Origin of the sequence: Thalassobaculum sp. (assembly GCF_040219215.1) — a bacterium.
Lineage (GTDB): Bacteria > Pseudomonadota > Alphaproteobacteria > Thalassobaculales > Thalassobaculaceae > Thalassobaculum_A.
Genome location: NZ_JAVJSX010000024.1, coordinates 62,891 through 88,610, shown reverse-complemented (window position 1 = coordinate 88,610; position 25,720 = coordinate 62,891). Strand labels below are relative to the sequence as shown.

The following is a 25,720-nucleotide window of genomic DNA, read 5'->3' as shown; positions in this document are numbered from 1 at the left end:
GCCCCTTCCTGTTCCGGAGATCCACCATGGCCGACACGCTCATCGTCAACGGCATCGTCGTCACGATCGACGGGCAACGACGGGTGATCGAGGACGGCGCTGTGGCGATCGAGAAGGATCGGATCGTCGCCGTCGGGTCGACCGCAGAGGTTACCACCCGGCATTCCGCTCCGAAGGTGATCGATGCGCGCGGCAAGGCGGTGATGCCCGGACTGGTGGACGGGCATGCCCACGCCGGGCACGGCCTGATCAAGACCATGGGCGGCGGCAACGGCGCGCTGTGGTACCAGGCCTGCGAGACGGTCTACACCGTGGCCTCGACCGAGGCGTTCTGGCACGCGGAGGCCAAGCTGGCCGCCCTGGAGCGCCTGAAGTTCGGAGTGACGACCGGTGTGTCCCTGCTCGGCGGCGGCGACACGATTATGCGCACCGACGAGCCGGCCTATGGGGCCGCGCACTGCGCCGGGGTGGTCGAGGTCGGCACCCGCTCGGTGGTTGCCGTCGGCTCCACCCGCCCGCCGCACCCGCGCCGCTATGCCCGCTGGCAGGGTGGGTCCAGTCAGGATCGCATGGTGACGTTTGCTGACCAGCTGGCGACATGCCGCACCCTGATCGACGACTGGCACGACACCCACGGCGGACGGATCCGCATCGCGCTGATCACCCCGACCCTGCGCGACGAGCACGTCGCCGAGTTGGGAGCCGAGATGCTCGGAGAGGCCAAGGCGCAGGCGGTGGCGATGCGCACCCTGTCGCGCGACCGGGGGCTGGTGTTCACCCAGGATGGCCACACGACCGGCAGCGTGAAATTCGCCCACGCCCTCGGACTACTCGGACCCGATGCGCTGCTGTCGCACGCCACCGGGCTGACCGGGGAGGAGGTTGCGATCTGCGCCGAGACCGACACCCGGATCGTCCACAACCCGAGCGCGGTGGCGGCGATCCTGGCGCGCTGTCCGGTGACCGAACTGATGGAGGCCGGCGTCACGGTTTGCATCGGCTCCGACGCCACGGCACCCGACCGTTCCGGGGACCTGTTCCGCCACATGCAGCAGTGCATGCACTACCACCGGACCTTTCATCGGGATCCGAGCTGGCTGCCGCCCGGCAAGACCCTGGAGATGGTCACGATCGACGCGGCGCGGGCGCTCGGGCTGGACGCGGAGATCGGATCGCTGGAGGTTGGCAAGAAGGCCGACGTGGTGCTGGTCGACCTGCGGCGCCCCCACCTCTATCCGTTCAACATGCCGGTGTTCCGGCTGGTCTACTTCGCCAACGGCAACGACGTGCACACCGTGATCGTCGATGGCGAGGTCGTGCTCGAGGATCGCAAGCCCACCCGCGTCGATGAGGGCGCGGTGCTGGACGAGGCGCAACGCGAGACCGAACTGATGCTGGAGCGTACAGGTTTCCGCTCGATGCTCGACACGCCGGATGGTTTCTGGGGCACGGTGCGGGCCGGGCCGGAGTTCCGCGACTAGACCGCGCTGAAGCCGTGTGCGGCGATTAGCTTCAGCATCATATTCTTGGCGTCGATCCGATGGGCGCGGTGGATCGCCTGCGCAGCCTCGGCTTCCCCGGCGGCGATCGCATCGACCAGCCGGCGGTGGTCGTTGTTCGAAGCGCTCGGCGCCGGGCGCATGAACAGGGTGAGCAGGCGGGCCCGGTGCACTTGGTCCGAGTAAGTGGTGACCACCGTCTCAAGCCGTCGGTTGCCGGCAAGCCTGATCAGCGACCGGTGGAACGCGTCGTCAGCCCGTGCCCAGCGGTGACGGTCGTCGGCCGCCAACGCCGCGTCCATCTCGTCGATGTGCTGCCGCAGTTCCGCCAACGCCGCGTCGCCCGGCTGGGAGTTTGCCAGGTTGTATGCGGCGAGCGATTCCAACTCGGTGAGGATCGAGTAGATTTCCTCCATGTCGGCCGGCGCGATCGGTAGGACCCGGATGCCGTGGCGCGGCTTGACCTCCACCAGCCCCTGGGCTTCCAGCATGATTGCCGCTTCACGGATCGGCGTGCGCGACATCCCGAGCATGACCGCCAGTTCGCTCTCCAGATGGTTCGAGCCGGGCGGCAGCTTGTTGGAAATGATCATCTCGCGCAGCAGTGCGATGGCGCGCTGGGTCTGAGACAGCGGCCTCGCCTCCGGAGCGGAAGGGTCCTGCATCGCCGCGGTCATGGATTCTTCGCTCCAAGATCGACGACGCGTCCGGCCGCGGCGGAGTCATACAGCGCATACTCGATCTCGATATTGCGCAGGTAGCTCGCCGCGTCGTTCTCGATCGGGCTGCCGGTCAGCAGGTGGTCGCTGACGTGCTTCTGCAACGCGAACACACTGTCGCCGCCGAACCCGGCCTGGGAAAAGCCGCCGCCGATCGGCTGCCACTCATGACTGCCGGTGCTGCGAAAAGTCAGGTCGCCGAAGCCGTCGAGCGCGATCTGTCCGTCCGACCCTTCGATCAGACACTCTCCCATGGTGAACCGCGTGTTGTCGGCGACATGGTCGGTCAGGCGGTTGCCGTCGAACACCGCCCGCCGCCCGTCCCGGTAGCGGAACAGCAGGAACCCGGCATCCTCGCCGGCGATCACCGGATTGAGCCGGCGCAGGTCGGCGAACACCGAGTCCGGTTCGCCCATCAGATACCGGAAGGTGTCGATCCAGTGCACCGCGGTCTCGTGGATCAGGAACCGCTCCATCTTCTGGAAGTAGGGCTGGCGCGACAGATAGGCGTCGGGGCCACGCCCGTCGCCGGGCCGCATCCGGAAGGAGACCTGATACAGTTCGCCGACCCGGCCATTGGACAACTCCTGTCGGATGGCCCGGTACCACGGCTGGAATCGGAAGTTCTCGTGCACCACGACCAGTCCGCCGTGCCGTTCGATCAGGCGCACCGCTTGACGTGCTTCCTCCAGCGAGGTGCAGAACGGCTTCTGGCAGATGATCGCCCGCGCCCCGGTTTCCAGCGCCTTCTTGATCAGCGCAAAATGCGCCGGCGGCGGGGTGGCGATGTCGATGATGTCGGGCCCGATCTCGTCGAACAGCCGGGTAGCGTCGGAATCCACGGTGACCCCGTGGTCGGGACCGGCCCGGGCCTCCAGCATGTCCGAAGCCTTGTCCCGGTCGACGTCGGCCAGCCCGGCGAACGTGACGTCAGGGTTTCGCAGCCAACCGTCGACGTGAAAGCCGGCGAAGTAGCCCGCGCCGACGGTGACGGCCTTCAACGGGGCGTCCGTGTCGGTCATGCGGGTACCCGCATCTTGTAGGCGGCGGCAACCGCGCCGGCGACCATGTCGGTACGCGCCGATCCGCCGAGGTCGGCCGTCAGTGTGCGGCCCTCGACCAGGACATCCGATACGGCGGTGCGCAACGCATCGCCCATGGCGATCGCCTCCGTGTTGCCGTGTTCATGGCCGAGCCACTCCAGCATCATCGCCGCTGACAGGATCATTGCCATCGGGTTGGCGATGCCCTTGCCGGCGATGTCCGGTGCGCTGCCGTGGCAGGGCTGGAACACCGCGTGATGGTCGCCGATATCCGCCGACGGGGCCAGTCCCAGGCTTCCCATCAAACCGGCGCCCAGGTCGGACAGGATGTCGCCGAACATGTTCTCGGTCACCAGGACATCGAACATCCAGGGCTTCTGGACCATCCACAGCGCCGTGGCGTCGACATAGGCGGTCTCCGCCTTGATCTCGGGATACGCCTGGGCACGCTCGAAGAAGATCTTGCGGAAGAACGCGAAGGCCTGGAACACGTTCGCCTTGTCGACGCAGTGCACCAGGCCCTGGCCGCGCCCGGACTGCTGGCGTTGGCGGGCCAGTTTGAATGCGAAGTCGAACAGTTTCTCCGAGATCGCCCGGGTGATGACCAGGGTCTCTCGGGCCTCTCGGTCGTCTTCGACCACGCCCTTGCCGTGCGAGGCGAACAACCCTTCCGTCGATTCGCGGATGATCACGAAGTCGATGTCGGTTACCCGGCGCGACTTGAGCGGCACGTCCTGGCCGGGCTGCACGAACACCGGGCGTACCCCGGCGTACAGGCCGAGCTTCATCCGCAGTTCGATCTGCGGTGAGATCTCGGTGCCGTCGGGATAGCGCACCTCCGGCAGCCCCATGGCGGACAGCAGGATCGCATCGGACTTGCGCGCGGTATCCAGCGACGCTTCCGGCAGCGACTCGCCGGTGGCGCGGTAGTGCGCGGCACCGGCGGCAACCTCGTGGAACTGAAAGGCCAGAGTCTCGGACTCGCGGGCAATGCCCTGCAGCAGCCTGACGGTGGGTGCCATGATCTCCGGACCGATCCCGTCACCGCCGAACACCGCGATCTTGAATGTCTTTCGCATGCCACACCCTGCCTTTCGTTCGAACCTGGGCGCGGCGTTGTCCGCGCGGTGCGTTTCCATAGCTTGTTCTAATGGATTTATCAATGAATGCATTGTTGCGTTCAATGAAGATCGCTCGTGAAGTGATCGCGGATGTACTCCAGCGCTTGCCGCCTGCGGCACCCGCGATTACCGTCCGGCGCCATGAGCCTGTTTGACCTCGCCATGCCGGCGATGCGGTGCCTCGATCCGGAAACCGCGCATCGCATCACCGTCCGCACGCTCGGTGCCGGGCTTGGACCCGTCGACCGTTCGCAGGCGCCGTCGGCGCTGCGCCAGCGGATCTGGAAACTGGATTTCGCGCACCCCGTCTGCATGGCCGCTGGCTTCGACAAATCCGCGGAGTGCTGGCGCGGCCTGCAGCGGCTCGGCGTCGGAGCGGTCGAGGTCGGGACCGTCACGCCGCGGCCGCAGGCCGGAAACCCCAGGCCGAGGCTGTTTCGCCTGCCTGACGACCGGGCGGTGATCAACCGCAACGGCTTCAACAACGCCGGTCTGGAAGTGGCGAGAGCGCGGCTGGTTGATCGTGACCGGCGGAGCGGCATTGTCGGCATCAACATCGGCGCCAACAAGGACACCCCCGATCCGGTCGACGACTATGTCCTGGGGATGCGTCGGCTGGCGCCGCTCGCCGACTATGTGACGATCAACGTCTCCTCGCCGAATACCCCGGGACTGCGCGACCTGCAGGGCGAGGGGCCGCTTGGTCGCCTGCTGACGGCGGCGTTGCAGGTACGGGCCGAAGTGTGCAGCGAGGCGCTGCCGCCGGTGTTGTTGAAGATCGCTCCGGACCTCGCTGAAGGGCAGCTCCAGGCAATCGTCGAGACCGCGATCGAATGCCGGGTCGATGGCCTGATCGTCTCGAACACCACGATCGCCCGGCCCGATTCGCTGCGAAGCCGGGCGCAGCGCGAGGCCGGCGGGTTGAGCGGCCGGCCCCTGTTCTCACCCTCCACCCGGGTCCTTGCCCATGCCTACCGTGCGGCCGCTGGCCGGCTGCCGCTGGTCGGTGTCGGCGGCATAGAGGATGGAGCGACGGCGTATGCCAAGATCCGCGCCGGTGCCCGGCTGGTGCAGCTCTACACAGCACTGGTGTATAACGGTCCGGGGCTGTTCCGGCGCATCCGCGACGATCTAGCGGCATTGCTTGCGGCGGACGGCTTGGCGCGGATCGAGGACGCGGTCGGACTCGACGCCGACCGGCTCGCCGACGGATAGGAGCATCGCCATACTGGGCCACGTCCTGATTGCCGCTCTGTACTTGGCCCTCGCCGCCGCGGGTGGTGCTGGAGCCGAGTATCTGGCGCTGGCGCCGGCCCTGCCGGTCGGGATGGCCATCGCGGTGGTCGGCGGCGTGGTCCATCTGGTGGTTTGGCTGAAACGCCGGACCCGGGTACTGGAACGGCGGGTTCGCGAACTGACCCATGACATCGAGGAACTGCGGATCGAGGCAGAGGCCACGCGCGCCGACCTGGAAACGCTGCACCTGCGCTTCGACGACATGCCCGACGCCGACAAGCTGTCGTCGGAGCTCAAGGTCCTGGGTGGCCTGCTCAAGCAGTTGTCGGAGAAGAAGGAAGCCGCGGTCACCGGGAAGGCGCTGGCGGCACCGGATGGCAAGGCCGGAGCGGGGTCCGGATCCGCCGAGATCAAGCGGTCGACGGCTCCAACCATCGTCCTGGGGGAAGCGCAACTGCTGGAGGCGATCGAGCGGGGGCTGCGCGAGGAGAAGGTCGAACTCTATATCCAGCCGGTGGTGACCCTGCCGCAGCGCCGGCGCCGGTTCTATGAATGCTACTCCCGCATCGTCACCGACGGTGGCGGCGTGATCCTGCCAGAGCAGTACATTCCGGTGGCGGAGCGTGCCGGCCTTATGGCGGCGATCGACAACCTGCTACTGGTGCGGTGCGTGCAGATCGTCCGCCGGGCGCGGCGCGACCAGCCGGATGTCGGGTTCTTCTGCAACATCTCCAGCGCTTCCCTGACGGACGCCGATTTCTTCCAGGACTTCATCGGTTTCATGGCGGAGAACAAGCAACTCGCCGAAACACTGATCTTCGAGTTCGACCAGGCCAGCATCGATGCCGGCGACTACCTGACCCGGGTCAACCTGCAGCGGCTGCGCGGCTTCGGCTACCGGTTCTCGCTGGACCAGGTGACCGACATGGACCTCGACCTCCCGGACCTGGCGTCCCAGGGCTTCCGCTACATCAAGGTCGGGGCGCACATGCTGCACGAACTGGCGCGCGGCGACGATCCGATCCTGGACATGCGGGCGCTCAAGGGCGCGCTGGACCGCAACGCCATGGACCTGATCGTGGAGAAGATCGAGAGCGAGGACATGCTGCTCGACCTTCTGGAGTTGCGGGTGGATTTCGGCCAGGGCTATCTGTTCGGGGAGCCTCGGCCGCTGGCCGGTACCGGCTGATCAACCGTGAGGACGGGGATGTACGAGAGGATCGACGGTCTGGCGGCCATCGCCGACCGGTATGACGGCTATGTGTTCGACGTCTGGGGCACGCTGTATGATGGCGGCGATGTTTTCCCCGCTGCGCTGGATGTTCTGCGCCTGCTGGCACAGGCCGGCAAGGCGGTCGTGGTGCTGTCGAACTCGCCTCGGCGACCATCGGTGGTGGCCGATCGCCTGCGGCGAATCGGCATCAACGACGACCTGTACCGCGAGATCATCACGTCGGGTGGAGAGAGCCACCGTTATCTGAGAGACCGTCCAGATGCGTTCCACGCCGGACTCGGGCCTCTGGCCTTCGGCTTTGCACCGAGCCGGGTACCGGACATCCTGCCCGGCACCGGATTTCAGCCGACCGACGACCTGGATGCGGCGGACTGGATCCTGAACGCCGGGCCCGAGGGCGAGACCGACACGGTCAGTCTCTACGAAAACGCCCTGCGCCGGGGTGCCGCGCGCCGACTGGTCATGGTGTGCGCCAACCCGGACCGGGTCGTGGTGGATCGAGGGGTCCTGAAGATCCACGCCGGCGCCCTCGCCGACCGGTACGAGGCGCTGGGCGGGCGGGTCCACTACCACGGCAAACCGCACGCTCCGGTGTTCGAACGGTCAATCGCGACGCTTGGCGTGGCGGCGGATCGGGTCCTGGTGGTCGGCGACAATCGGGCAACCGACGTGGCGGGTGCGGTGGCAGCCGGCATCGACTCGCTGCTGCTGGCCGACGGCGTCCATCACGAGGAACTGTTGGACGGTGGTCAGCTTTCGGAGGCTGGCGTTGCGACCTTTCTGGCGACCCCGGGGCCACAGCCGCGGTGGGTCTCGGCGCGACTGGCGTGGTAGCCGAAGGACCGCCTCTGGTCGCTTGCTTGTGCCGTGCCCGAAAATCCAATACAATATCTAGGCTTTTGAAACAAAAGGTTTTTAAGCATGGCGGGTGAACTGGATGGTCAGCTCGACAAAGTCGGCTGGCAGCTCCTTCGTGTCCTGCAGGAGGATGCGCGCCTCTCGTTCAGCGAGTTGGGCCGGCGGGTTGGCCTGTCGTCGCCGGCCGTGGCCGAACGGGTGCGCCGGATGGAGGACGCCGGGGTCATCACCGGCTATCGCTGCCTGGTCGAACCCTCGAAGCTTGGCTACCCGACGACCGCGTTCATCCACCTGAAGGTCACCGGCGAACATCACGGCCGGATCGCAACCGTGGCGCATACCCTGGCCGAGGTTCAGGAGTGCCATCACGTGACCGGCCAGGACAGCTTCATGATCAAGGTGATCGTGTCCTCGATGGTGCATCTTGAGCATGTCATCGCTCAGTTGCGCACCTATGGCGAGACGACCACGTCGATCGTCCTGTCTTCGCCGGTGAAGTCGAAGATGGTGATGGCCGGGCCGAGCGTGCGGGTCGGACCCCAACTGCCGCCGATGGCCTACGAGAACACGGGTTGATCAGTCCTTGCGGACATCCAATACGGTGCCGCCGGTCAGGGAGCGCAGGATGTCGGGCGTCAGCTCGAATACGGCGTTCGGCGTCCCGGCGGCGCACCAGATCCGCTCCAGCGCCATGAGATCGGCGTCAAGGTAGACGACCGGATCGATCGTATGGCCGACCGGCGCGACGCCGCCGATGGCGAAGCCGGTGGCTTCGCGCACGAAGTCGGCATCGGCCCGGCGGATCTTCTCGCCGAGGGCGGCTGCGACCTTCTTCTCGTCGACCCGGTTCGGACCGCTTGCCACCACCAGCACCGGCTGCCCGCTGTCCTTGGCCTGGAACACCATCGACTTGCCGATCTGGGCGACCGTACAGCCGCACGCCGCTGCGGCTTCCTCAGAGGTGCGTGTTGAGTCGGGCATCTCCACCACCATCAGCGCAAGGCCGCGTTTGGTGAGCAGATCCTGGACGCGCTGGGCGCTTGGTTTCAGGGCCACGGGCCTGGCTCCAATCGGATGGGTTGGCTCGGGACGATAGAGGGGTGCTGGCCGCCGGGGCAATTGCCGTTTTACGGTGTTGCGAGCGCCGTCACGCGCTTGACGCCCACCGCGGCCTCGCGTATATCGCCGGCTCCGCGCCGCCCTTTGTCAGGCGGCGCCCCTGTTTTTGTGGTTTCCGGAGGCGCTCGGCCCCGGGCCGAGACGAAGGAGCGATCCATGGCGCGACGTTGCGAACTTACCGGCAAGGGCGTGCTGACCGGCAACAACGTCAGCCACGCCAACAACAAGACCCGCCGGCGTTTCCTGCCGAACATCCAGGAGACGGCGCTGCTGTCCGACGTTCTCGGCCAGATGGTACGTCTGAAGCTGTCGACCAGCGCGATCCGCACGGTTGAGCACAACGGTGGCCTGGATGCGTTCCTGGCCAAGGCGAAAGCCGCGGACCTGTCACAGGAAGCCCGTCGGCTGAAGAAGCGGATCGAGAAGGTTCAGGCGCGCTCTGCCGCTGCCTGATCCGGCTCCGGAACGATGAGAGTTTGACGCCCGCCGCAAGGCGGGCGTCGTCGTTTTGGGCGGGCTGTTGCGATCGCCGCCGCGGCCGATGTCTGGATCGCTCCACGCCTCGAACGCAGTGGACGTTGATCTGGCCGCGAACTAGGGTGACACGGATCAGGCGAATTGTGGGGCGCGCCTGCAATCGGCCACCGGTGAGCGTGTTGAACGGACGTCCGGCTCTCCCAGAACTCGGCATGATGTCGCTGGTCAGCAGACGGTGGCTCGAGCACTGGTGGACGCTGCCGCACGTGGACTTGATTCCGATCCGTGCGTCGTTCGATCCGGCCGCCGTGCCGAGCCTGCTCCCGTATCTGGAGATGCATGACCTGCGCGAGTCTGGGATTTCCCGGCTTCGGCTGGTCGGCACCAAGGTGGCCCAGCGTTACGGCAAGGATCCGACCGGTGAGGACTACCTGGGCTTCGTGACCCCCGAACGCCGTGACGAAGCCTATCGGGGACTCCTGACCCCCTATCAGCACCCGTGCGGGATGCGGGTGGTCATGAGCAACACTTTCGAATCCGGGCTTTCAACGCTGATCGAGGCGGTGGGGCTGCCGTTCAGGTTCAGCGAGACGGGAGGCCCGATGGTGATGTTCGCGGACGTGATCGTCGGCGACGCGATGCATCACCCTGCCAGCCTGGGCCGGCTGGTCCGGTACGTCCTGCACGAACGCCAGTTCATCGACATCGGGGCCGGCGTCCCCGGCGGCCATGTGGACACCCTGATCGAGCCGAGGCCACGGGTCGATCCGCCGGTGGAGCCTTGGTTGTAGGGTCCTTCAGACGACTCCTGCGTTGACGCTGGTCAGAACTTCCCGAACTTCAGGTATGCCTGCTCGGCGTCCATGCCATCCATGATGGCCCGGCGCATCTCGCCCTCGGTGCTCATCACCGCTTCGGTCTCGGTGACCGCTTCCTCGGCGATTTCCTTCGGGATGATGATGACCCCATCGCGATCGCCGAGCAGCCAGTCGCCTGAGCGGATGGTGACGGTGCCAATGGTGATCGGTTCGCCCAGCTGGTCGTAGGTCCAGCGCTCCACGATGTCGGCCGGGGTGTTGGCCTCGCAGAATACCGGGAACCCCATATCCAGGATGAAATCCGTGTCGCGGCAATGACCGTCGACGACGTACCCGCGGGTCTCCTTGACCCGCAGCGCCTGCGCCGACAACTCGCCCATCAGCGCGATCGCCTTGGTATTCGGCTGGCACACCAGGACCTTCCCGCGTGGCACCCGTGACAGCACCTGGCTCCAGCGCAGCAGCGTCTCGTGGCGCGACAGGGTCTGGTCGACGTGGCCGGAGATCGTGTGGATCTCGCCGGCGAGCCGTCGGCTCGGGTCGAGCGCGCGGATCGAGGTTGGCAGCACCTGGTTGCCGTATCCCTTGGCGCGCAGCACGTCGTGTACGGCGCTGGCGTAGCAGGCTGCGAGGCGCTCGGTAAGGTCGGTCATCGTTCTCTCCCTGGCCGACTTCCTGTGAGGGCCGGCGTGCGTGGACGCTTTCGAAGGCATCCCGATTGTCGTAAGAGTTCTGGGTCGGCGCGGGGGCGCCGGTGAGCAACCGGGAGACTGTGACGCATGGAGCCGAGCGAGGTCAAAACCGTCGAGCAGGCGATGGCGCTGGTGGATGAGCGGCGGCTGTCGCACGTCAAGGTCGGGGTGTTCGACATCGACGGCATCCTGCGCGGCAAATGGATGGGCCGTGACAAGTTCGAAGGCGCGCTGAAGAAGGGTTACGGCTTCTGCGACGTGGTGCTGGGCTGGGACTCCAACGACCAACTCTACGACAACGTCCAGGTCACCGGCTGGCACACTGGCTATCCCGATGCCGAGTTGCGGCTGCTGCCCGACACCTGCCGCGACGTCCCGTTCGAACCGGACATGCTGTTCGTTCTGTCCGAGTTCGCTGGCAAGTGGGAGCATGTCTGCCCGCGCGCGGCCCTGCGACGGATGATCGACAAGGCCGCCGGCATGGGCTTCGGCGTCAAGGCGGCCTGCGAGTACGAGTTCTTCCTGTTCGACGAGACTCCGGAGTCGATCCGCGCCAAGAACTACAAGAACTTGAAGCCGTTGACTCCCGGGTTCTTCGGCTATTCGGCCCTGCGTTCGTCGGTGCACGCCGATCTGCACCTGATGTTCATCGAGACCATGGAGCAGATGGGCATCCCGATCGAGGGCCTGCACACCGAGACCGGACCCGGCGTGCTGGAGGCTGCCATCCAGGTATCGGATGCGCTGGAAGCTGCCGACCGGGCCGCCCTGTTCAAGACCTTCGCCAAGGTGTTCTTCCAGCGCCACGAACTGATGGCGACGTTCATGGCCAAGTGGTCGATGAACGTTCCCGGTCAGTCCGGCCACATCCACCTGTCGCTGACCGATAAGAAGGGCAAGCCGGTGTTCCACGACGCCAAGGCTCCGGACACCCTGTCCGACACCATGCGCTGGTTCATCGGGGGGCAGCAGGCGCTGATGCCGGAACTGCTGGCGATGACCGCATCGACTGTGAACGCCTACACCCGGCTGATTCCCGGCTTCTGGGCGCCGACCGATGCGACCTGGGGGGCCGACAACCGCACCACCGCGCTGCGGGCGATCACCGGGTCGCCGTCGGCCCAGCGGGTCGAGTACCGGGTCGGCAGCGCCGATTCCAATCCGTACCTGGCGATGGCCGCCGCCCTTGGCTCCGGCCTGTGGGGCATCGAGAACAAGATCGAGCCCGGCCCCGGCGTGGTCGGCAACGCCTACGACAAGACGTTCCCGGCCAAGCTGGCGCTGCCGCGCACCTTGTGGGACGCAGCCCAGCGGATGAAGAAGTCGAAGGCCGGCCGGGCGCTGTTCGGCGATGCGTTCGTCGAGCATTTCGCCGCCACCCGCGAGTGGGAGGAGCGTGAGTTCCGGCGGGCGGTCACCGACTGGGAGATGCAGCGCTACTTCGAGATCATCTGACCGGACAGCGCTCGCGCCGTTACGCGGTGGGGCGCTTGCGGATCAGGTAGCGGTGCTCGCCGCTCAGCACCAGTTCGCGCTTCTGGTTGTGGATGGTGGTGCCCATGACCAGCACGCCGGTCGTACGCTGCGCGATCAGTTCGGCGATCTGAAGGGCTGGATACAGGGTGTCGCCGGCGATCACCGGGCGAAGGAATTTCGACGACTGCTCCAGGAAGCCGATCAGCGAGTCGGAGACCTCGTGCGGGAACCGTCCGGCGCCGGCCGCGGTGAAGCACAGCACCTGCAGGCCATGCGCCAGCAGGCCCGGCAGGCCGCGCACCCGGCAGAACTCGGCGTCGTAGTGGATCGGGTGGTTGTCGCCGGACACCGCCTGGAACGCCGCGAAGTTCGCTTCGGTGATGGTGCGGCTCGGCAGAACATAGCGCTCGCCGACGGTGAAGTCCTCGAACCAGCGTTGCGGGGTCATGGCGTGATTGGCGGGGTCGAAATCCGGATCGGGTCCGGCCGTGGGCGAGAAAGCCATCAGCCGTGCTTTTCCAGCAGGAACCAGGTCAGGTCGTCGGCTGGGAAGTTCGGATCGCGGTGGTACTGGAAGCCGTAGTCGACCAGGCGAAGATCCGGAAAACGGTCGAGAATTTCACCGGCGAAGTCGCGCTTGAACAGCCGGTCGCTGTGGCCGCGGTAGGGGATCGCGACCGGCGCCGGGTTGTAGTACTCGGCCATCAGGATCAGCCGCCCGGAGGCCGCGTACAGGTTGTCGTAGACGGCCGGCAGGGCGTCGGGGTTGATGTGGATCAGGACGCCGGAGCAGAAGGCGAGGTCGTAGGCCCGGGTGGCGTGCCGCTCCAGGATCGAGCCGTGATGGACCGCTAAGCCATCGATCTGCTTCAGGGACTCGACCGCCTTGGCGTTGATCTCGATGGCGGCAAGCTCGATTGCCGGCAGCAGCCGGCGCAGCGCCAGCAGGTTCAGGCCGATGTTCGGCCCGAACTCGATCGCGGAAGCGACCGGCCCGGCCCGGCGCAGGGCGTTCGACAGCATGTGGCTGCGCCCGGCAACCAGCATCTCGCCGCGATTGCGGTCGGCGTAGTCGTTGCCGAACGTTCCGCTCCAGAACGCCTCCTGTTCGGTCTTCCAGGCTTCAGTCATCAGCGTCTCCCGCAATCGGCTGTTCATAGCGTCGCTGCTTCTGTCCGACGCCGGCATTGAGTTCCCGCCAGTCAGGATGCTCGTCCAGCAGCGCGATCACGTCACGCCAGCCGAACGCCGGTTTGGTCGGCAGCAGCGCCTCCAGGATCCGGACCAGCAGGTCGTAGTCCGCTCGTTCGTCCAGCGTCCAGCGGTAGCCCGACAGATCCCTCGGTGCCAGATGACGGCCGATCCGGAACCGCTTGGGCTGGCGGTACAGGAACGGGGTGACGTGCTCGCGGTCGTAGGGGTCGTCCGTCTCGCGATCGGCAAGGCGGAGCGCCACCATCGAGGCGACCTCGACGTCGAGCCCGATCGGCCAGGTGCGCGGCACGCTGTTGGTGGCGTAGTCGACCGCCGGGTCGGCGGAGCGGAATACCGCCATCACGGCGTCGATCAACGCCGGATCGGTCAGCGGACAGTCGCCGGTCAGCCTAACCACGGTGTCGGCGCCGACATGCTCAGCGGCCGCGACGAAGCGGCCGAGCACGTCGTGTTCGGAGCCGCGAAACACTGCCACTCCATCGCGAGTGGCCAATTCGGAGACCGCGTCATCAGTGGCATTGGTCGTAGTCGCGATGCAGATCGTGTCGATCGAGTGCGCGCGGCGGACCCGGTCGATCTGGTGCGCCAGCATCTCTCGTCCTGCGGCGGGCAGCAGCACCTTGCCGGGCAGGCGGGTCGAGGTCATGCGGGCCTGGATCACGGCGGCAACGGTCACGGGCGGTTCCACCACTCCTGCCAAGCGGGATACTCGCTTGTAGCATGGGATCGTCGCGGCGCCGGCTGCAAGCCGCTAAGCTGCGGCCATGATGGACAGGCCAACGATCACGCTGCGCCGGGCGTGCCGGGACGACTCGGCCGACCTGTTGGCTTGGCGCAACGATCCCGATACCCGGGCGAACTCCCGCAACACCGCGGAGGTCCCTCGGGCCTCTCACGAATCCTGGCTCAACGGGGTGTTGAACGATGCGAATCGACTGCTTTGGATCGTCGAACGCGGCGGCCAGAAGATCGGTACGGTCTCGGCCGTTCGCACCGCGTTGGCCGAGGTGGAGTTGTCGATCACTGTGGCGCCGACGATGCGCGGTCGGGGAGAGAGCGGCGGCATGATCCGTGCGGCCATCCTGGAGATCAGGGCCGTCTGGCCGGATGCTGTGGTCCGGGCGGCGGTACGCGTGGAGAACATGGCGAGCCGCCGCCTGTTCGAGCGTTGCGGTTTCCATCTCGCCGGCGAGGATCGCGGCCTGCTGGTCTATCGGCTGATCGACGATGACTGAACCGGAATCGAGTGTCGCATCGGTTGAGGCCGGACTGGCGCTGCATCGTGCCGGACGGCTGCACGAGGCGATGGCGGTCTACGCGCAGGTGCTCCGTGCCGATAAGCATCAGCCGGCTGCACTGCATTGGCTGGCGCTTGCGCTGCACCAGTTGGGCGACCATGCCGCCGCGGAACCGCTGATGTTCGCCGCGGTCCGACTTGATCCGAAGGTTCCCGGGTATCGCAACAATTTCGGCACGATCCTGCGGGCGCTCGGCCAGCATGAGCGCGCGTTGGCGAACTTCCGCGAGGCGTTGCGGTGGAACCCGCTCTATGCCGATGCACGGGCCAATCTCGGCAGTGCCCTGCCGTGGTCGAGCCACGAACGCGACGCCCGGCACCACCTGCGCTGGGCCTGCCTGCTGGAACCGGCGCATGGTGAAGGCTGGGCCAGTCTCGGCGCGCTGGAGCGGATGGCCGGCCAACTCGAACGGTCGATCGCCGCTCAGGGCAGGGCACTGGCCGCGCAGCCTCTGAACGCGGCGTGGCGGTTGCAAGCCGGGTCGGCGCTGTTGGAAGCCGAGCGACTTGACGCGGCGCGAAGGCATCTAATCCGCGCGGCGATGCTCGACCCTGGGCTGGCGGGCGCTTGGAACGACCTTGGCTACCTGCTTCTGACGCAGGTGCAGACCGCATCTGCGGATCGGAACTTCCGGTGTGCGACAGCGATTCGTCCGTCCTATGGGGCGGCCTGGGCTGGACGAGCCGAGGTTGCGGCAATCGAGGGGGATGTCGATGCGGCGGTCGGCCATGCGAACCAAGCAGTCGAGGTGGAGCCCGGCAATCCGCAGCTGCAGTTCAGGCGCGGCATTCACCGGCTGGCCGCAGGCGATCTCGCGGGCGGATGGGCCGACCATGACGCGATGTGGCGCAAGCCCAACGCGGTCCAGCGCATCGGGGCGCCGCCGCGGTGGACCGGCGACGCACTGGACGGCAAGATATTGCTGGTGGCGGCCGATCAGGGTATCGGCGACGAACTGCTGTTCTCAAGCTGCATCCCGGACGCCGTGCGGGCGGCTGACCGCATGGTGCTGGAGTGCGATCCGCGGCTTGAATCCTTGTTCAGGCGGTCCTTTCCCGGGGTGTTCGTCCATCGCTACGTGCGGGGTGGAACCCGGTCCCGGCCGACCCAGAGCTACGACTGGATTCCGCCCGACCTGTCGCCGGACCTCATGATCGAGGAAGGCGGGTTGATGCGCTGGTTCCGGGGTTCGGTCGAGGCCTGCGACGCCGCCGGCGGCCCGTGGCTGGTGCCTGACCCGGTGCGGGCAGCGGCAATGCGCGCCGCCGTCTCGGATCTTGGGCCGGGACTGAAGATCGGCATTTCCTGGCGGAGCATGCGGCAGACCGAAGCCCGCAACGTGCACTATCCGGGGCTGGCGGCGCTTGCGCCGGTCCTGGCGGTGCCGGGCGTCACATTTGTCTGTCTGCAATACGGCACCGGCTGGCAGGACGAGCTGCGTGCCAGTGAGGCGCCGATCTCGGTCGTGCCCGGGCTCGACACCACGGCGGACATCGAGGGCGTGGCGGCACTTGCCGCAAGCCTTGATGGCGTGATCTGTCCGTCCAGCACCATCGGCTGGATCGGCGCCGGGGTCGGGGCTCCCGTCTGGCTGCTGTCGAACGAGCCGGTGTTCCTGGAGTTCGGGCTGAAGCGGCTGCCGGGCTTTCCGACCATCCGGCCGTTCAGCAAGCGTCAGACGGATCCCTGGCAGCCGATGACAGCGCAGGTCGCGCGGGAGCTCGGGGCGTGGTCGGACCGGGTGTCGAGCCGCGTCTGACCGACGCAGCAGGCTAGGGCCGAAGCGCCAGAACCGATGGCGCTACCGCGGCAATGACGCGGGCCACGCCGTGCCCATCGACCAGTGATCCAGCGATCTGGGACATCGCTGCGCGGCGTGCCGGATCGCGCGCCAAGCCGAGGATGGATGCAACCAGAGGGTCAACGTCGAGGTCGGCGAACGGTCCGAGCATCTGCGCGGCGCCCTGCGCGTCCATCCGGCGAGCCGGGGCGATCTCTTCCGGCACCAGCGCTCCCAGCAGCATTGGCACGCCGCGGCTGGCGAGTTCCAGTACCGTCGATCCGCTGGCGGATACCACCATGTCGGTGTCATCCATCAGGCTGACCATGTCCTGGACGTCGTGCAGTACCTCGATTCCCGGTGCTTTGCCGACCTCGGACTGCAGGCGAGCAAGCGCCGGGTTCGCGGCGCCGACCACCAGCCGGACTTTGGCCAGTCCCGATTCCGCTGCCTGGGCCTGTCGGGCGGCGGCCAGAACCGTCATCGAGACACCAGCGGGATCGGCGCCGCCCAGCAGCAGCAGCAGGCGGCGTACGACCGGCGGGTGCGTGCGCGCCGGCACCGGGCGGCTGAACTCTGGCCGCAGCAGGGCATAGCGTGGCCCGGCCAGTACGGTGGCGTCGGTCCGTCCCGCGTAGTCCGCGGTCTCGGCGTAGACGTTGTGGTTCACGACGAACGCGCCAGGAATTCGCGGCCGGCTGGCTGTGTCGTCGACCACCAGCAACGGCGCACGGTTCGCAGCCATGGTCGCCAGAAGCTCTTCGTCAAAAGTCCAGCCGTCGACCGCTATGAGATCGCTGCCGTCGAGGCAACCTGTCTCCCTTGGATCCGGCAGAGGAAGCACCGCGATCCCTCCGGCTTCGGCCCGCCGCCGCAGCCCGTCCGGCAACCGGTGGCTGACCAGTCGGGCAGTGCCACCGGCGCGCAGCCATCCCAGCGCCAGGGCAAGGCCGCGCATCACGTGTCCGGTACCGATGGCCGGGCTGGCGTCGGCCCGGACCGTCAGGCGTGCACCGTTCAGCGGAGGCAGCCTTGGCGCTTCGCCGGTTCCGGAGCCGGTGTTACCTTCATCCATCGCGCGACCCATGCCGGGAACGATCATGGCACCCACTATAACCATCGCCGGACGGAAAATCGGCGCCGAGCATCCGCCCTATGTGGTGGCGGAGATGTCGGGCAATCACAACGGTGACATCGAGCGCGCGTTTCGCATCCTCGAGGTCGCCAAGGAGGCCGGTGCCGACGCCGTCAAGCTGCAGACGTATCGGGCCGACACCATCACGATCGACCATGATGGGCCCGAGTTCCTGGTACGCGGCGGGTTGTGGGACGGCCGGCGCCTGTTCGAGCTCTATGACGAGGCGCACACCCCCTGGGACTGGCACGCGCCGATCTTCGAGCGGGCTCGCGAGATCGGGATCACGGTGTTCTCGGCGCCGTTCGACTCGACAGCGGTCGAGCTGCTCGAATCGTTGGATGCCCCTGCCTACAAGATCGCGTCGCCGGAGATCGTCGACCTGCCGTTGATCCGCCGGGTTGCCCGGACCGGCAAGCCGATGATCATCTCAACAGGCATGGCGACGTTCGAGGAGACCGAGGAGGCGGTCGCGGCCGCGCGCGATGCCGGTGCCGTCGAGATTGCGGTCCTGCACTGCGTCAGCGCCTATCCGGCTCCGGCGGACGAGACGAACCTGTCGACCATCCGGGACCTGGAGCGACGGCTGGGCACCGTCGTCGGCTTGTCGGACCATACCATGGACACCACGATTGCCACCCTGGCGGTCGGCATGGGCGCGGCGCTGATCGAAAAGCATGTCACGCTGGCGCGCGCCGACGGGGGCGTGGACAGCGCGTTTTCGCTGGAGCCGATGGAACTGGCGCGGCTGGTGCTCGATGCCCGAATCGCCAAGGCGGCGATCGGTCAGCCGGCCTATGGCCCGCAGGAGTCGGAGATGACCGTGCTGAGGTTTCGTCGCTCGCTGTACGTCGTGGCCGACGTCAAGGCAGGCGAGGTGCTGACCGAGGCTGCGGTGCGGTCGATCCGGCCGGCCATGGGCTTGGCGCCCAAGTGGCTCGAGAGCGTGCTGGGGCGCCGGGCCGTGCGCGACCTGAAGCGTGGGGAGCCGCTGGCGGCCGACATGATCGACGGCGGTGTGCCGGGCCTCGATGGCTAGCCGGATGCGGTTCGGCGGGCTGTCGCTGGAGTCCGGACTGGCGCTGCACCGTGCCGGCAAGCTGCGCGAGGCGGCGGCGATCTACGGTCAGGTGCTGCAGGCCAATCCGAAGCATCCCGATGGGCTGCACCTGCTGGGCCTCGTCCTGCACCAGCTTGGCGATCATCTCAAGGCCGATGCGTTCATGTCGCAGGCGATCCGGCTGAATCCGAGCGCGCCCGCGTACCGCAACAATCACGGCATGGTCTTCAGGGCGCTCGGCATGGATGCCAAAGCCGTTGCGAGCTTCCGTGCCGCGCTGCAGTTGGACCCGGTGAATGCCGACGCGCTCGCCAATCTGGGCGGTTCGCTGCCGTGGTCTTCGCGAGAGCAGGAAGCACGGCGGTCGCTTCGGCGGGCGTGCCTGCTGGTGCCATCCCACGATGAGGGATTGGCAAGTCTTGGCGCGATGGAGCGAGCGACAGGCCACCTTGACCGGGCCATGGCGGCACACCGTCGGGCATTGACGGTTCAGCCGCTCATGGCGGCGCGCAGGCTGAACGTCGGATCATGCCTGGTCGAGAGTGACCGCTATGGCGAGGCCAAGGGTTATCTGGTCCAGGCGACGCTCCTCGATCCTGCCCTGCCGGAGGCATGGAGCGATCTGGGCTTCCTGCTGATGGGCCGGATGCAGGTGGTTCAGGCCGAGCGGTGCTTTCGCCACGCTCTGGAGATTCGGCCAAGGCACGGACCTGCCTGGGCCGGACGGGCCGAGACCGCGTATGTGGCCGGGGATGCGTTGGCGGCGGTCCAAGCGTCGCAGCGGGCGGTGGAACTCGACCCGGCAAACCCGCATCTCCGACTGCGGCTCGGCATGCACCGGCTCGCCACCGGCGACCTGGAGCGCGGCTGGGTCGACCACGACGCGATGTGGCGCAAGCCTGACGCTGTCAAAAGAATTGGAGCGCCGCCGCGCTGGGACGGCGGTTCGCTGGAGGGCAAGACCCTGCTCGTCACGGCCGACCAGGGTGTCGGCGACGAGTTGCTGTTCGCATCCTGCATCCCGGACGCGATCCGGGCGGCCGGTCGCGTGGTCCTGGAGTGCGATCCCCGGCTGGTCGATCTGTTCCGGCGGTCGTTTCCCGAAGTGTTCGTTCATGCGTACGAGCGTGGCGGAACCCGGATCAGGCCGATTCAGCGCTATGACTGGATTCCCCGCGAACTGATGCCGAACCGGATGATCGAGGCTGGCGCGATGATGCGCTGGTTCCGGCCCACGGTGGCGTCGCTCGACGCGGCGGGAACGCCGTGGCTGACCCCCGATCCGGTACGGGTTGCCCGGATGCGCGAAGCCCTCGACCAACTCGGGTCGGGACTGAAGATCGGTCTTTCGTGGCGCAGCATGCGGTTGACCGAAACCCGCAACGCCCACTATCCGGGGCTGGCGCCGTTTGAGCCGTTGCTGCGGGTGCCCGGGGTCCAGTTCGTGTGCCTGCAGTACGGCAGCGACTGGGAGCCGGAGCTTCGCGCCACCGACGCGCCGGTGAACGTAATTCCGGGCCTGGATACGACGGCGGACCTGGATGGCGTGACCGCACTAGTCGCCGCACTCGACGCCGTGGTCTGTCCGTCGAGCACCCTTGGCTGGGTCGGTGCCGCGGTCGGTACGCCGGTCTGGCTGCTGTACAACACGCCGATGTTCCTGGAGTTCGGTACCGACCGCCTGCCCGGGTTCCCGACCGTCCGGCCGTACCGCAAGAACCAGCCGGAGCCGTGGGAGCCGATGCTGCAGCGGGTCGCCACCGATCTCGCCGGTTGGGCCGCTCAGTCGCCGGGTGCCGGCTGATCGCGGGTCACGGCAACCCGGCGCCGGCTTTCGCGGTAGGTGATGTACAGCCCGCTGCCGACGATCACGGTCGACCCCACCAGGGTCCAGAAATCCGGGAACGTGCCGAACACCAGCCAGCTCAGCACCGTCACCATCAGCAACTGGCCGTAGTTGAGCGGAGCCAGGAACGAGGCTTCGCCGAGCTGGAACGCGCGGATGACGAAGTAGTGCCCGACTCCGCCGATCATGCCCAGCAGGCAGAACAGCCCGGCATCCATCAGCGAATGCGGCGTCACCCATTCGAACGGCACGGCAATTGACGACAGCACGGCACCGACGATCGCAATGTAGGTGATCGAGGTCTCGGGTGTGTCGGCCGCCGACGTCTTGCGGGTGACGATCTGGTAGACGGCATAGGAGAACGCGGTTCCCAGGATCAGCAGCATGGCCCAGTGCGTCTCGCCATCACCGGGCCGGATGATGATCATCGCCCCGGCGAACCCGACCGCTACCGCCGCCCAGCGACGAGCTCCTACCGCCTCGCCCAGGAACGGTGCGGCCAGCGCCGTCACGATCAGCGGCGAGGTGAAGTTGATCGCGCTGGCGGTCGGCACCGGGATCCAGCGCAGCGCGGTGAAAAAGCATACCGTGGAGACGAACATCAGCAGGGACCGCACGATGTGCACGCCCGGCCGGGTGGCGCGCAGCAGGCTCAGTCCGTGGCGCGGCATGAACATCAGCAGCATGAACACCAGGTGCCCGGTGTAGCGCGCCCACAGGATCTGCGTGGTCGGATAGTCGGTCGACAGGAATTTGGCGGCCACGTTCATGAACGGCAGCACTGTGATCGCCACTCCCATGAACAGGAAGGCGGTGATTGTATCGCGAGTTCCGGTGGTGGCCGGTGGGGTTGGCGGCGGGGTGCCGAGCGGCATGGTGCAGAGTAATGCTGCGCTGCAGCGACTGGCAAGCGTTCGTCGGCGTTGAATAATCTCTGGTCGTGCGATGCCGCGCGGGCTTCCCTTGGGCGAGGAGGCGGCGCTATCGTCCGGAGCACCGGGGAGAACCGATATGACCATGCGGCTGTTGAACTTCACCACGCCCGACGGGCCGGCAACGGTTGCCGTCGAGAACTGCGTCGTGGCGGGATGGACCGGGCGCGACAAGGCGGCGCTCGACCATCACATCGAGGAACTGGCGGCGATCGGGGTTCCAGGACCAAGCACCGTCCCGCTGTACTACCGGGTCGCGGTCGAGCAGGTGCTGCAGCGCACCTCGGTTCAGGTGCTCGGCGGCGACAGTTCGGGCGAGGTGGAACCGGTCCTGATCGCGACCGAGAACGGCTTGCTGCTGACGGTCGGCTCAGACCACACCGATCGCAAGGTCGAGAGCTACTCGATTCCGGTCTCCAAGCAGATGTGCCCAAAGGTCCTGGCGACGACGGCCTGGCCGGTAAAGCTCGGATCTTGGATGGACCGCCTGACCATTGAGAGCCGTGCCCTGATCGACGGACAGGAAGTCGTCTACCAGTCTGGGACTCTCGCGATGATCCGGCCGCTGGCCGAATTGATCGACGGTTACGGCGGCCTGAAACCGGGGACGGTAATGCTGTGCGGCACCGTCCCGGTGGTCGGCGGCTTGCGCCATGCCGACCGCTTCTCCATGCGGCTGGCGGACCCGGATACCGGGGCGGCGGTTGAACACACCTATTCCATCGAAACCTTGCCGGTAGTCCTGTGATGAGCTTTGCGCCACTGACCCCGATCGCGACCCTGCTGACCGACCTGGAGGTCGGCCGCACCAGCGCGACTGCCCTGCTGGAAACCGCGCTGGAACGCGCTGCCGACCCGGCCGGCGAGGGGGCCAGGGTGTTCGTCCACCAGATGACCGATACCGCGCGGGCCGAGGCCGAGGCGAGCGATCGGTTGCGCCGGGCCGGGGTGGCGCCGCGACCCCTGGAAGGCCTGCCGATCTCGATCAAGGACCTGTTCGACGTTCGCGGCCATGTGACGACCGCAGGGTCCAAGGTCATGGCCGACGAACCGCCGGCCGAGGCCGACGCCCCGGTCGTCGCCCGGTTGCGGGCAGCCGGGGCCGTGCTGGTCGGCCGGACCAACATGACGGAGTTCGCGTTCTCGGGGATCGGCATCAACCCGCACAACGGCACGCCGGCCAACCCCTGGGACCGCGATACACGGCGGATTCCCGGCGGATCGTCATCCGGAGCGGCGGTCAGCGTGGCCGATGGCATGGCGACAGTCGGAATCGGTTCCGACACCGGCGGCTCGGTGCGGATCCCGAGCGGTTTGTGCGGGCTTGCCGGCTTCAAGCCGACCCAGCGCCGGGTGCCGACGGCCGGTGCGTGCGCGCTGTCGACCACGCTCGACTCGATCGGCCCGCTGGCGCCGACGATCGCCTGCGCCGCGCGGGTCCACCACGTGATGGCCGGGGAACCGGTGCGAACGATCGGCCGCCGTTCGGTCGCCGGATTGCGCTTCGCGGTTCCGCAGAGCCTTGTATTGGAGGACCTCGACGGCACGACGGCCCAGTGCTTCGAGGCAGCGCTGTCGAAGCTGTCAGAGGCGGGAGCCGTGGTTACCGAGATCCCCTTCAAGGAGTTGCTGGAAATCTCCGAAGCCAATGCCAAGGGCGGTTTCGCGGCGGTAGAGTGCTACGAGATGCACAGCCGGCACGTGATCCGCGCGCCCGATCTGTTCGACCCGCGCGTCGTCGTCCGGATCCGACGCGCTGGGGAGCAGTCGGCCGTCGACTACATCACGCTGGTGCGGCGCCGGGCCGAAATTCAAGCGGCCTGCAATGCCGTTACCGCGCCGTTCGATGCGGTTCTTATGCCCACCACGGCGCGAATCGCTCCGCCGATCGCCGAGTTGGAGGCCAGCGACGAGGCGTTCGCCAAGAACAACATCCTGATGCTGCGCAACTGTTCGGTCGGCAACTTCCTCGACCGGTGCGCTACGACGGTGCCGGTGCACGAACCGGGCTCGGCGCCGGTCGGCCTCATGCTCATGGGCGAGACCATGGGCGACGATGCCCTGCTGTCGGTGTCGGCGGCGGTCGAAGCCGTTTTCCGATGAATCACCCCTCGCGCGGGCCTGCGACATTCTGTCGACCGTTCAAGGCCTTGCCGGGTGGGCTTTGCACCCTCAGGTCTACAGGCGTAGCGTATGGAGTCGGAGCCTATCCTGGCCCGGCATAGATGAAAGGAGGTGCGTATGACCACCACCGATCGGATTGATAGCCTGCGTAGCCGTCATGCAACCCTGGAGGCCAAGCTCGAACGCGAAGAGGGCCGCCCCCATCCCGACGATGTCACCGTGCACGACCTGAAACGTCAGAAGCTTGCCATCAAGGACGAGATCATGCGTCTGGAGCGCGTCTAGTCGAGAAACTTCCACCCATTTATTACCGCCGGCCCTGATCCGGGTCGGCACCGAAGCCCGCCTTTCGGCTCGGAAGGCGGGCTTTGCTATGCGTCCTTCGCCAGTTCGCGCAGCACGAATTTCTGAACCTTGCCGGTCGAAGTCTTCGGCAATTCCCCGAACACCACGGTCTTGGGGCATTTGAATCCGGCGAGGTGCTTTCGGCAGAAGGCGATCACCTCCTCGGCGGTTGCCGTCTTGCCGGGGCGCAGCGTGACGAACGCACAGGGCGTCTCGCCCCATTTCTCGTCCGGCTTGGCCACCACCGCGGCGTCCAGGATCGCCGGATGGCGGTACAGCACGCCTTCGACCTCGATGGTGGAGATGTTCTCGCCGCCGGAGATGATGATGTCCTTGGACCGGTCCTTCAGCTCGACATAGCCGTCCGGGTGCATGACGCCGAGGTCTCCGGAGTGGAACCAGCCGTCCTTGAATGCCTTGTCAGTCGCGGTGGGGTTCTTCAGGTAGCCCTTCATGACGATGTTGCCGCGCAGGAATACCTCGCCCATGGTCGTGGCGTCGGCCGGCACCGGCTCCATGGTGTCCGGGTTTGCCACCATCAGGCCTTCCAGCACCGGGTAGCGTACGCCCTGGCGGGATTTCAGATCGGCCTGTTCCTCGATCGGCCGGCCGCTCCACTCCTCGTGCCAGGCACAGACCACCGCGGGACCGTAGACTTCGGTCAGGCCGTAGACATGGGTGACCTCGATGCCGAGCCGTTCCATGCCTTCCAGGACGGCGGCCGGCGGGGCCGACGCCGCGGTCATCATCTGGACCTTCTGCGGGAACTCCCGCCGGATCTCATCGGCTGCGTTCAGCAGCATCGACATGACGATCGGCGCGCCGCACAGATGGGTCACCCCCTCGTCGGCGAAGGTGTCGTAGATCGCCTTGGCCTCGACCTTGCGCAGGCAGACATGGGTTCCGGCCTGGGCGGTGATGGTCCAGGGGAAGCACCAGCCATTGCAGTGGAACATCGGCAGGGTCCACAGGTAGACCGGGTGCATCTTCATGCCCCAGGTCAGGACGTTGCCCAACGCGTTCAGGTAGGCCCCGCGATGGTGGTAGACCACGCCCTTGGGATCGCCCGTGGTGCCGCTGGTGTAGTTCAGGGCGATTGCGTCCCATTCGTCGGCCGGGCGTATACCGCGATATTCCGGGTCGCCGCTGGCAAGGAAGCTCTCGTAGTCGGTCTCGCCGAGCCTCTTGCCGCCGGGACCCTCGGAGTCATCGACGTCGATGACGGTGAGCTTGCGCGTGGTCCGGGCGAGCGCCGCTTCGATCGTCGGCGCGAACTCGGTGTCGGTGAGCAGGATGCTGGCTTCGCCGTGGTCGAGCATGAAGGCGAGCGCCTCGGCGTCGAGCCGGGTGTTCAGCATGTTCAGCACGGCGCCGGTCATCGGCACGCCGTGCGCCGCCTCGAACGCCTCCGGGGTATTGGGCAGCATGGCGGCGACAGTGTCGCCCTTGCCGATCCCCCGCCTGGTCAGCGCCGAGCCGAGCCGGCGGCAGCGCGCCGCGGCTTCCGCCCAGGTGTAGCGACGCTTGCCGTGCACGACCGCCAGCCGGCTCGGGAACACCGCGGCCGTGCGGTCGAGAAACGACAGCGGCGTCAGCGGCACGTAGTTGGCCGGCGATTTGTCGAGGTCGGTGTCGTACTGGTTCATCGTCGCCCGGGCGTTGCAGCGGATGTCGCAGACCGTAGCGTCGAGGT

The 25,720-nt window shown here is 67.0% G+C and carries 26 protein-coding genes; 15 read left to right on the top strand and 11 right to left on the bottom strand.

Annotated features, from left to right (window positions below; translation table 11 throughout):
* The first annotated feature begins 26 nt into the window (after nucleotides 1-26).
* Complete coding sequence (locus RIC54_RS17555; protein ID WP_350089528.1) at nucleotides 27-1,481, top strand: amidohydrolase family protein; 1,455 nt, start codon at nucleotides 27-29, stop codon at nucleotides 1,479-1,481.
* Here the strand turns inward: RIC54_RS17555 and RIC54_RS17550 are convergent.
* Genes RIC54_RS17550 through RIC54_RS17540 form a run of 3 tightly spaced genes read right to left on the bottom strand, consistent with a single transcriptional unit; the run spans nucleotide 1,478 to nucleotide 4,340 of the window.
* On the bottom strand, nucleotides 1,478-2,176 hold the full coding sequence (locus RIC54_RS17550; RefSeq protein WP_350089524.1) for a GntR family transcriptional regulator: 699 nt from the start codon (nucleotides 2,174-2,176) through the stop codon (nucleotides 1,478-1,480). The two genes, RIC54_RS17555 and RIC54_RS17550, sit on opposite strands and share 4 nt — an antisense overlap.
* A complete protein-coding gene (locus RIC54_RS17545; protein ID WP_350089521.1) occupies nucleotides 2,173-3,240 on the bottom strand; it encodes a Gfo/Idh/MocA family protein in 1,068 nt (355 codons plus the stop codon). Before RIC54_RS17545 ends, RIC54_RS17550 begins: the two co-directional genes overlap by 4 nt.
* Nucleotides 3,237-4,340, bottom strand: coding sequence for an isocitrate/isopropylmalate dehydrogenase family protein (locus RIC54_RS17540; RefSeq protein ID WP_350089518.1), 1,104 nt, complete (start codon nucleotides 4,338-4,340; stop codon nucleotides 3,237-3,239). Before RIC54_RS17540 ends, RIC54_RS17545 begins: the two co-directional genes overlap by 4 nt.
* Before the next feature lie 183 nt (nucleotides 4,341-4,523).
* On the opposite strand from RIC54_RS17540, the gene RIC54_RS17535 reads away from it, so the two are divergent.
* The 4 genes from RIC54_RS17535 (at nucleotide 4,524) to RIC54_RS17520 (ending at nucleotide 8,286) form a co-directional block, all read left to right on the top strand.
* Nucleotides 4,524-5,597, top strand: a complete 1,074-nt coding sequence (locus RIC54_RS17535; protein WP_350089515.1) for a quinone-dependent dihydroorotate dehydrogenase — start codon at nucleotides 4,524-4,526, stop codon at nucleotides 5,595-5,597.
* Between the two features lie 43 nt (nucleotides 5,598-5,640).
* On the top strand, nucleotides 5,641-6,807 hold the full coding sequence (locus RIC54_RS17530; RefSeq protein ID WP_350089512.1) for an EAL domain-containing protein: 1,167 nt from the start codon (nucleotides 5,641-5,643) through the stop codon (nucleotides 6,805-6,807).
* Nucleotides 6,808-6,825: 18 nt separating this feature from the next.
* Nucleotides 6,826-7,686: a TIGR01459 family HAD-type hydrolase gene (locus RIC54_RS17525; RefSeq protein ID WP_350089509.1), complete on the top strand. Its 861-nt coding sequence runs from the start codon at nucleotides 6,826-6,828 to the stop codon at nucleotides 7,684-7,686.
* An 87-nt stretch (nucleotides 7,687-7,773) separates the two neighbouring features.
* A complete protein-coding gene (locus RIC54_RS17520) occupies nucleotides 7,774-8,286 on the top strand; it encodes an Lrp/AsnC family transcriptional regulator (RefSeq protein ID WP_350089506.1) in 513 nt (170 codons plus the stop codon).
* On the opposite strand, the gene RIC54_RS17515 is transcribed toward RIC54_RS17520, so the two are convergent.
* Entirely contained in the window at nucleotides 8,287-8,766 is a 480-nt protein-coding gene (locus RIC54_RS17515; RefSeq protein WP_350089503.1) for a YbaK/EbsC family protein, read from the bottom strand. It abuts the gene before it with no gap.
* A gap of 219 nt (nucleotides 8,767-8,985) precedes the next feature.
* On the opposite strand from RIC54_RS17515, the gene rpmB reads away from it, so the two are divergent.
* Both rpmB and RIC54_RS17505 read left to right on the top strand, forming a co-directional pair.
* Nucleotides 8,986-9,282: a 50S ribosomal protein L28 gene (gene rpmB, locus RIC54_RS17510; protein ID WP_350089500.1), complete on the top strand. Its 297-nt coding sequence runs from the start codon at nucleotides 8,986-8,988 to the stop codon at nucleotides 9,280-9,282.
* 203 nt (nucleotides 9,283-9,485) lie between these two features.
* Complete coding sequence (locus RIC54_RS17505; RefSeq protein WP_350089497.1) at nucleotides 9,486-10,097, top strand: PAS domain-containing protein; 612 nt, start codon at nucleotides 9,486-9,488, stop codon at nucleotides 10,095-10,097.
* A 32-nt stretch (nucleotides 10,098-10,129) separates the two neighbouring features.
* On the opposite strand, the gene RIC54_RS17500 is transcribed toward RIC54_RS17505, so the two are convergent.
* Nucleotides 10,130-10,777, bottom strand: coding sequence for an RraA family protein (locus RIC54_RS17500; RefSeq protein ID WP_350089494.1), 648 nt, complete (start codon nucleotides 10,775-10,777; stop codon nucleotides 10,130-10,132).
* A gap of 126 nt (nucleotides 10,778-10,903) precedes the next feature.
* On the opposite strand from RIC54_RS17500, the gene RIC54_RS17495 reads away from it, so the two are divergent.
* Nucleotides 10,904-12,271, top strand: a complete 1,368-nt coding sequence (locus RIC54_RS17495) for a glutamine synthetase family protein (protein ID WP_350089491.1) — start codon at nucleotides 10,904-10,906, stop codon at nucleotides 12,269-12,271.
* A gap of 19 nt (nucleotides 12,272-12,290) precedes the next feature.
* On the opposite strand, the gene RIC54_RS17490 is transcribed toward RIC54_RS17495, so the two are convergent.
* From RIC54_RS17490 to RIC54_RS17480, 3 genes are read right to left on the bottom strand one after another with little or no spacing between them, the layout of a single operon-like run.
* A complete protein-coding gene (locus RIC54_RS17490) occupies nucleotides 12,291-12,797 on the bottom strand; it encodes a MaoC family dehydratase (protein WP_350089488.1) in 507 nt (168 codons plus the stop codon).
* Entirely contained in the window at nucleotides 12,797-13,423 is a 627-nt protein-coding gene (locus RIC54_RS17485; RefSeq protein ID WP_350089485.1) for a pseudaminic acid biosynthesis-associated methylase, read from the bottom strand. The genes RIC54_RS17490 and RIC54_RS17485 overlap by 1 nt, the downstream gene beginning before the upstream one ends.
* On the bottom strand, nucleotides 13,416-14,183 hold the full coding sequence (locus RIC54_RS17480; RefSeq protein ID WP_350089482.1) for a cytidylyltransferase domain-containing protein: 768 nt from the start codon (nucleotides 14,181-14,183) through the stop codon (nucleotides 13,416-13,418). Before RIC54_RS17480 ends, RIC54_RS17485 begins: the two co-directional genes overlap by 8 nt.
* A gap of 88 nt (nucleotides 14,184-14,271) precedes the next feature.
* Between RIC54_RS17480 and RIC54_RS17475 the strand changes: the two genes are divergently transcribed.
* Both RIC54_RS17475 and RIC54_RS17470 read left to right on the top strand, forming a co-directional pair.
* Nucleotides 14,272-14,742: a GNAT family N-acetyltransferase gene (locus RIC54_RS17475; RefSeq protein WP_350089479.1), complete on the top strand. Its 471-nt coding sequence runs from the start codon at nucleotides 14,272-14,274 to the stop codon at nucleotides 14,740-14,742.
* Complete coding sequence (locus RIC54_RS17470; RefSeq protein WP_350089476.1) at nucleotides 14,735-16,564, top strand: tetratricopeptide repeat protein; 1,830 nt, start codon at nucleotides 14,735-14,737, stop codon at nucleotides 16,562-16,564. Before RIC54_RS17475 ends, RIC54_RS17470 begins: the two co-directional genes overlap by 8 nt.
* Nucleotides 16,565-16,577: 13 nt before the next feature.
* Here RIC54_RS17470 and RIC54_RS17465 read toward each other — a convergent pair whose 3' ends face one another.
* Entirely contained in the window at nucleotides 16,578-17,660 is a 1,083-nt protein-coding gene (locus RIC54_RS17465; protein ID WP_350151256.1) for a PseG/SpsG family protein, read from the bottom strand.
* A gap of 25 nt (nucleotides 17,661-17,685) precedes the next feature.
* Here RIC54_RS17465 and pseI point away from each other — a divergent pair, with 25 nt between their 5' ends.
* Together pseI and RIC54_RS17455 are read left to right on the top strand one after the other, a co-directional pair.
* A complete protein-coding gene (gene pseI / locus RIC54_RS17460) occupies nucleotides 17,686-18,759 on the top strand; it encodes a pseudaminic acid synthase (protein WP_350089470.1) in 1,074 nt (357 codons plus the stop codon).
* Nucleotides 18,752-20,584: a tetratricopeptide repeat protein gene (locus RIC54_RS17455; protein ID WP_350089467.1), complete on the top strand. Its 1,833-nt coding sequence runs from the start codon at nucleotides 18,752-18,754 to the stop codon at nucleotides 20,582-20,584. Before pseI ends, RIC54_RS17455 begins: the two co-directional genes overlap by 8 nt.
* Here the strand turns inward: RIC54_RS17455 and RIC54_RS17450 are convergent.
* Entirely contained in the window at nucleotides 20,563-21,501 is a 939-nt protein-coding gene (locus RIC54_RS17450) for a DMT family transporter (RefSeq protein ID WP_350089464.1), read from the bottom strand. The two genes, RIC54_RS17455 and RIC54_RS17450, sit on opposite strands and share 22 nt — an antisense overlap.
* Nucleotides 21,502-21,637: 136 nt before the next feature.
* Here RIC54_RS17450 and RIC54_RS17445 point away from each other — a divergent pair, with 136 nt between their 5' ends.
* The 3 genes from RIC54_RS17445 (at nucleotide 21,638) to RIC54_RS17435 (ending at nucleotide 23,967) form a co-directional block, all read left to right on the top strand.
* Nucleotides 21,638-22,306: a DUF2848 domain-containing protein gene (locus RIC54_RS17445; protein ID WP_350089461.1), complete on the top strand. Its 669-nt coding sequence runs from the start codon at nucleotides 21,638-21,640 to the stop codon at nucleotides 22,304-22,306.
* The gene (locus RIC54_RS17440; protein WP_350089458.1) at nucleotides 22,306-23,661 is read left to right on the top strand and encodes an amidase; all 1,356 of its coding nucleotides are present in this window, start codon (nucleotides 22,306-22,308) and stop codon (nucleotides 23,659-23,661) included. The genes RIC54_RS17445 and RIC54_RS17440 overlap by 1 nt, the downstream gene beginning before the upstream one ends.
* A 138-nt stretch (nucleotides 23,662-23,799) precedes the next feature.
* Complete coding sequence (locus RIC54_RS17435; protein WP_350089455.1) at nucleotides 23,800-23,967, top strand: YdcH family protein; 168 nt, start codon at nucleotides 23,800-23,802, stop codon at nucleotides 23,965-23,967.
* Nucleotides 23,968-24,053: 86 nt separating this feature from the next.
* Here the strand turns inward: RIC54_RS17435 and RIC54_RS17430 are convergent, their stop codons facing one another.
* The gene (locus tag RIC54_RS17430; protein ID WP_350090644.1) at nucleotides 24,054-25,673 is read right to left on the bottom strand and encodes an acyl-CoA synthetase; all 1,620 of its coding nucleotides are present in this window, start codon (nucleotides 25,671-25,673) and stop codon (nucleotides 24,054-24,056) included.
* Nucleotides 25,674-25,720: the final 47 nt, after the last annotated feature.

What these genes read in the sequence shown, in the direction of transcription:
- RIC54_RS17540 (WP_350089518.1), bottom strand. Translation starts at nt 4,340, where the DNA reads ATGCGAAAGACATTCAAGATCGCGGTGTTCGGCGGTGACGGGATCGGT.
- RIC54_RS17490 (WP_350089488.1), bottom strand. Translation starts at nt 12,797, where the DNA reads ATGGCTTTCTCGCCCACGGCCGGACCCGATCCGGATTTCGACCCCGCC.
- RIC54_RS17445 (WP_350089461.1), top strand. Translation starts at nt 21,638, where the DNA reads ATGACCATGCGGCTGTTGAACTTCACCACGCCCGACGGGCCGGCAACG.
- RIC54_RS17435 (WP_350089455.1), top strand. Translation starts at nt 23,800, where the DNA reads ATGACCACCACCGATCGGATTGATAGCCTGCGTAGCCGTCATGCAACC.
- RIC54_RS17475 (WP_350089479.1), top strand. Translation starts at nt 14,272, where the DNA reads ATGATGGACAGGCCAACGATCACGCTGCGCCGGGCGTGCCGGGACGAC.
- RIC54_RS17470 (WP_350089476.1), top strand. Translation starts at nt 14,735, where the DNA reads ATGACTGAACCGGAATCGAGTGTCGCATCGGTTGAGGCCGGACTGGCG.
- RIC54_RS17440 (WP_350089458.1), top strand. Translation starts at nt 22,306, where the DNA reads ATGAGCTTTGCGCCACTGACCCCGATCGCGACCCTGCTGACCGACCTG.
- RIC54_RS17450 (WP_350089464.1), bottom strand. Translation starts at nt 21,501, where the DNA reads ATGCCGCTCGGCACCCCGCCGCCAACCCCACCGGCCACCACCGGAACT.
- RIC54_RS17485 (WP_350089485.1), bottom strand. Translation starts at nt 13,423, where the DNA reads ATGACTGAAGCCTGGAAGACCGAACAGGAGGCGTTCTGGAGCGGAACG.
- RIC54_RS17430 (WP_350090644.1), bottom strand. Translation starts at nt 25,673, where the DNA reads ATGAACCAGTACGACACCGACCTCGACAAATCGCCGGCCAACTACGTG.
- RIC54_RS17555 (WP_350089528.1), top strand. Translation starts at nt 27, where the DNA reads ATGGCCGACACGCTCATCGTCAACGGCATCGTCGTCACGATCGACGGG.
- RIC54_RS17525 (WP_350089509.1), top strand. Translation starts at nt 6,826, where the DNA reads ATGTACGAGAGGATCGACGGTCTGGCGGCCATCGCCGACCGGTATGAC.
- RIC54_RS17520 (WP_350089506.1), top strand. Translation starts at nt 7,774, where the DNA reads ATGGCGGGTGAACTGGATGGTCAGCTCGACAAAGTCGGCTGGCAGCTC.
- RIC54_RS17495 (WP_350089491.1), top strand. Translation starts at nt 10,904, where the DNA reads ATGGAGCCGAGCGAGGTCAAAACCGTCGAGCAGGCGATGGCGCTGGTG.
- RIC54_RS17465 (WP_350151256.1), bottom strand. Translation starts at nt 17,660, where the DNA reads ATGGATGAAGGTAACACCGGCTCCGGAACCGGCGAAGCGCCAAGGCTG.
- RIC54_RS17455 (WP_350089467.1), top strand. Translation starts at nt 18,752, where the DNA reads ATGGCTAGCCGGATGCGGTTCGGCGGGCTGTCGCTGGAGTCCGGACTG.
- RIC54_RS17500 (WP_350089494.1), bottom strand. Translation starts at nt 10,777, where the DNA reads ATGACCGACCTTACCGAGCGCCTCGCAGCCTGCTACGCCAGCGCCGTA.
- RIC54_RS17545 (WP_350089521.1), bottom strand. Translation starts at nt 3,240, where the DNA reads ATGACCGACACGGACGCCCCGTTGAAGGCCGTCACCGTCGGCGCGGGC.
- rpmB (WP_350089500.1), top strand. Translation starts at nt 8,986, where the DNA reads ATGGCGCGACGTTGCGAACTTACCGGCAAGGGCGTGCTGACCGGCAAC.
- pseI (WP_350089470.1), top strand. Translation starts at nt 17,686, where the DNA reads ATGGCACCCACTATAACCATCGCCGGACGGAAAATCGGCGCCGAGCAT.
- RIC54_RS17550 (WP_350089524.1), bottom strand. Translation starts at nt 2,176, where the DNA reads ATGACCGCGGCGATGCAGGACCCTTCCGCTCCGGAGGCGAGGCCGCTG.
- RIC54_RS17535 (WP_350089515.1), top strand. Translation starts at nt 4,524, where the DNA reads ATGAGCCTGTTTGACCTCGCCATGCCGGCGATGCGGTGCCTCGATCCG.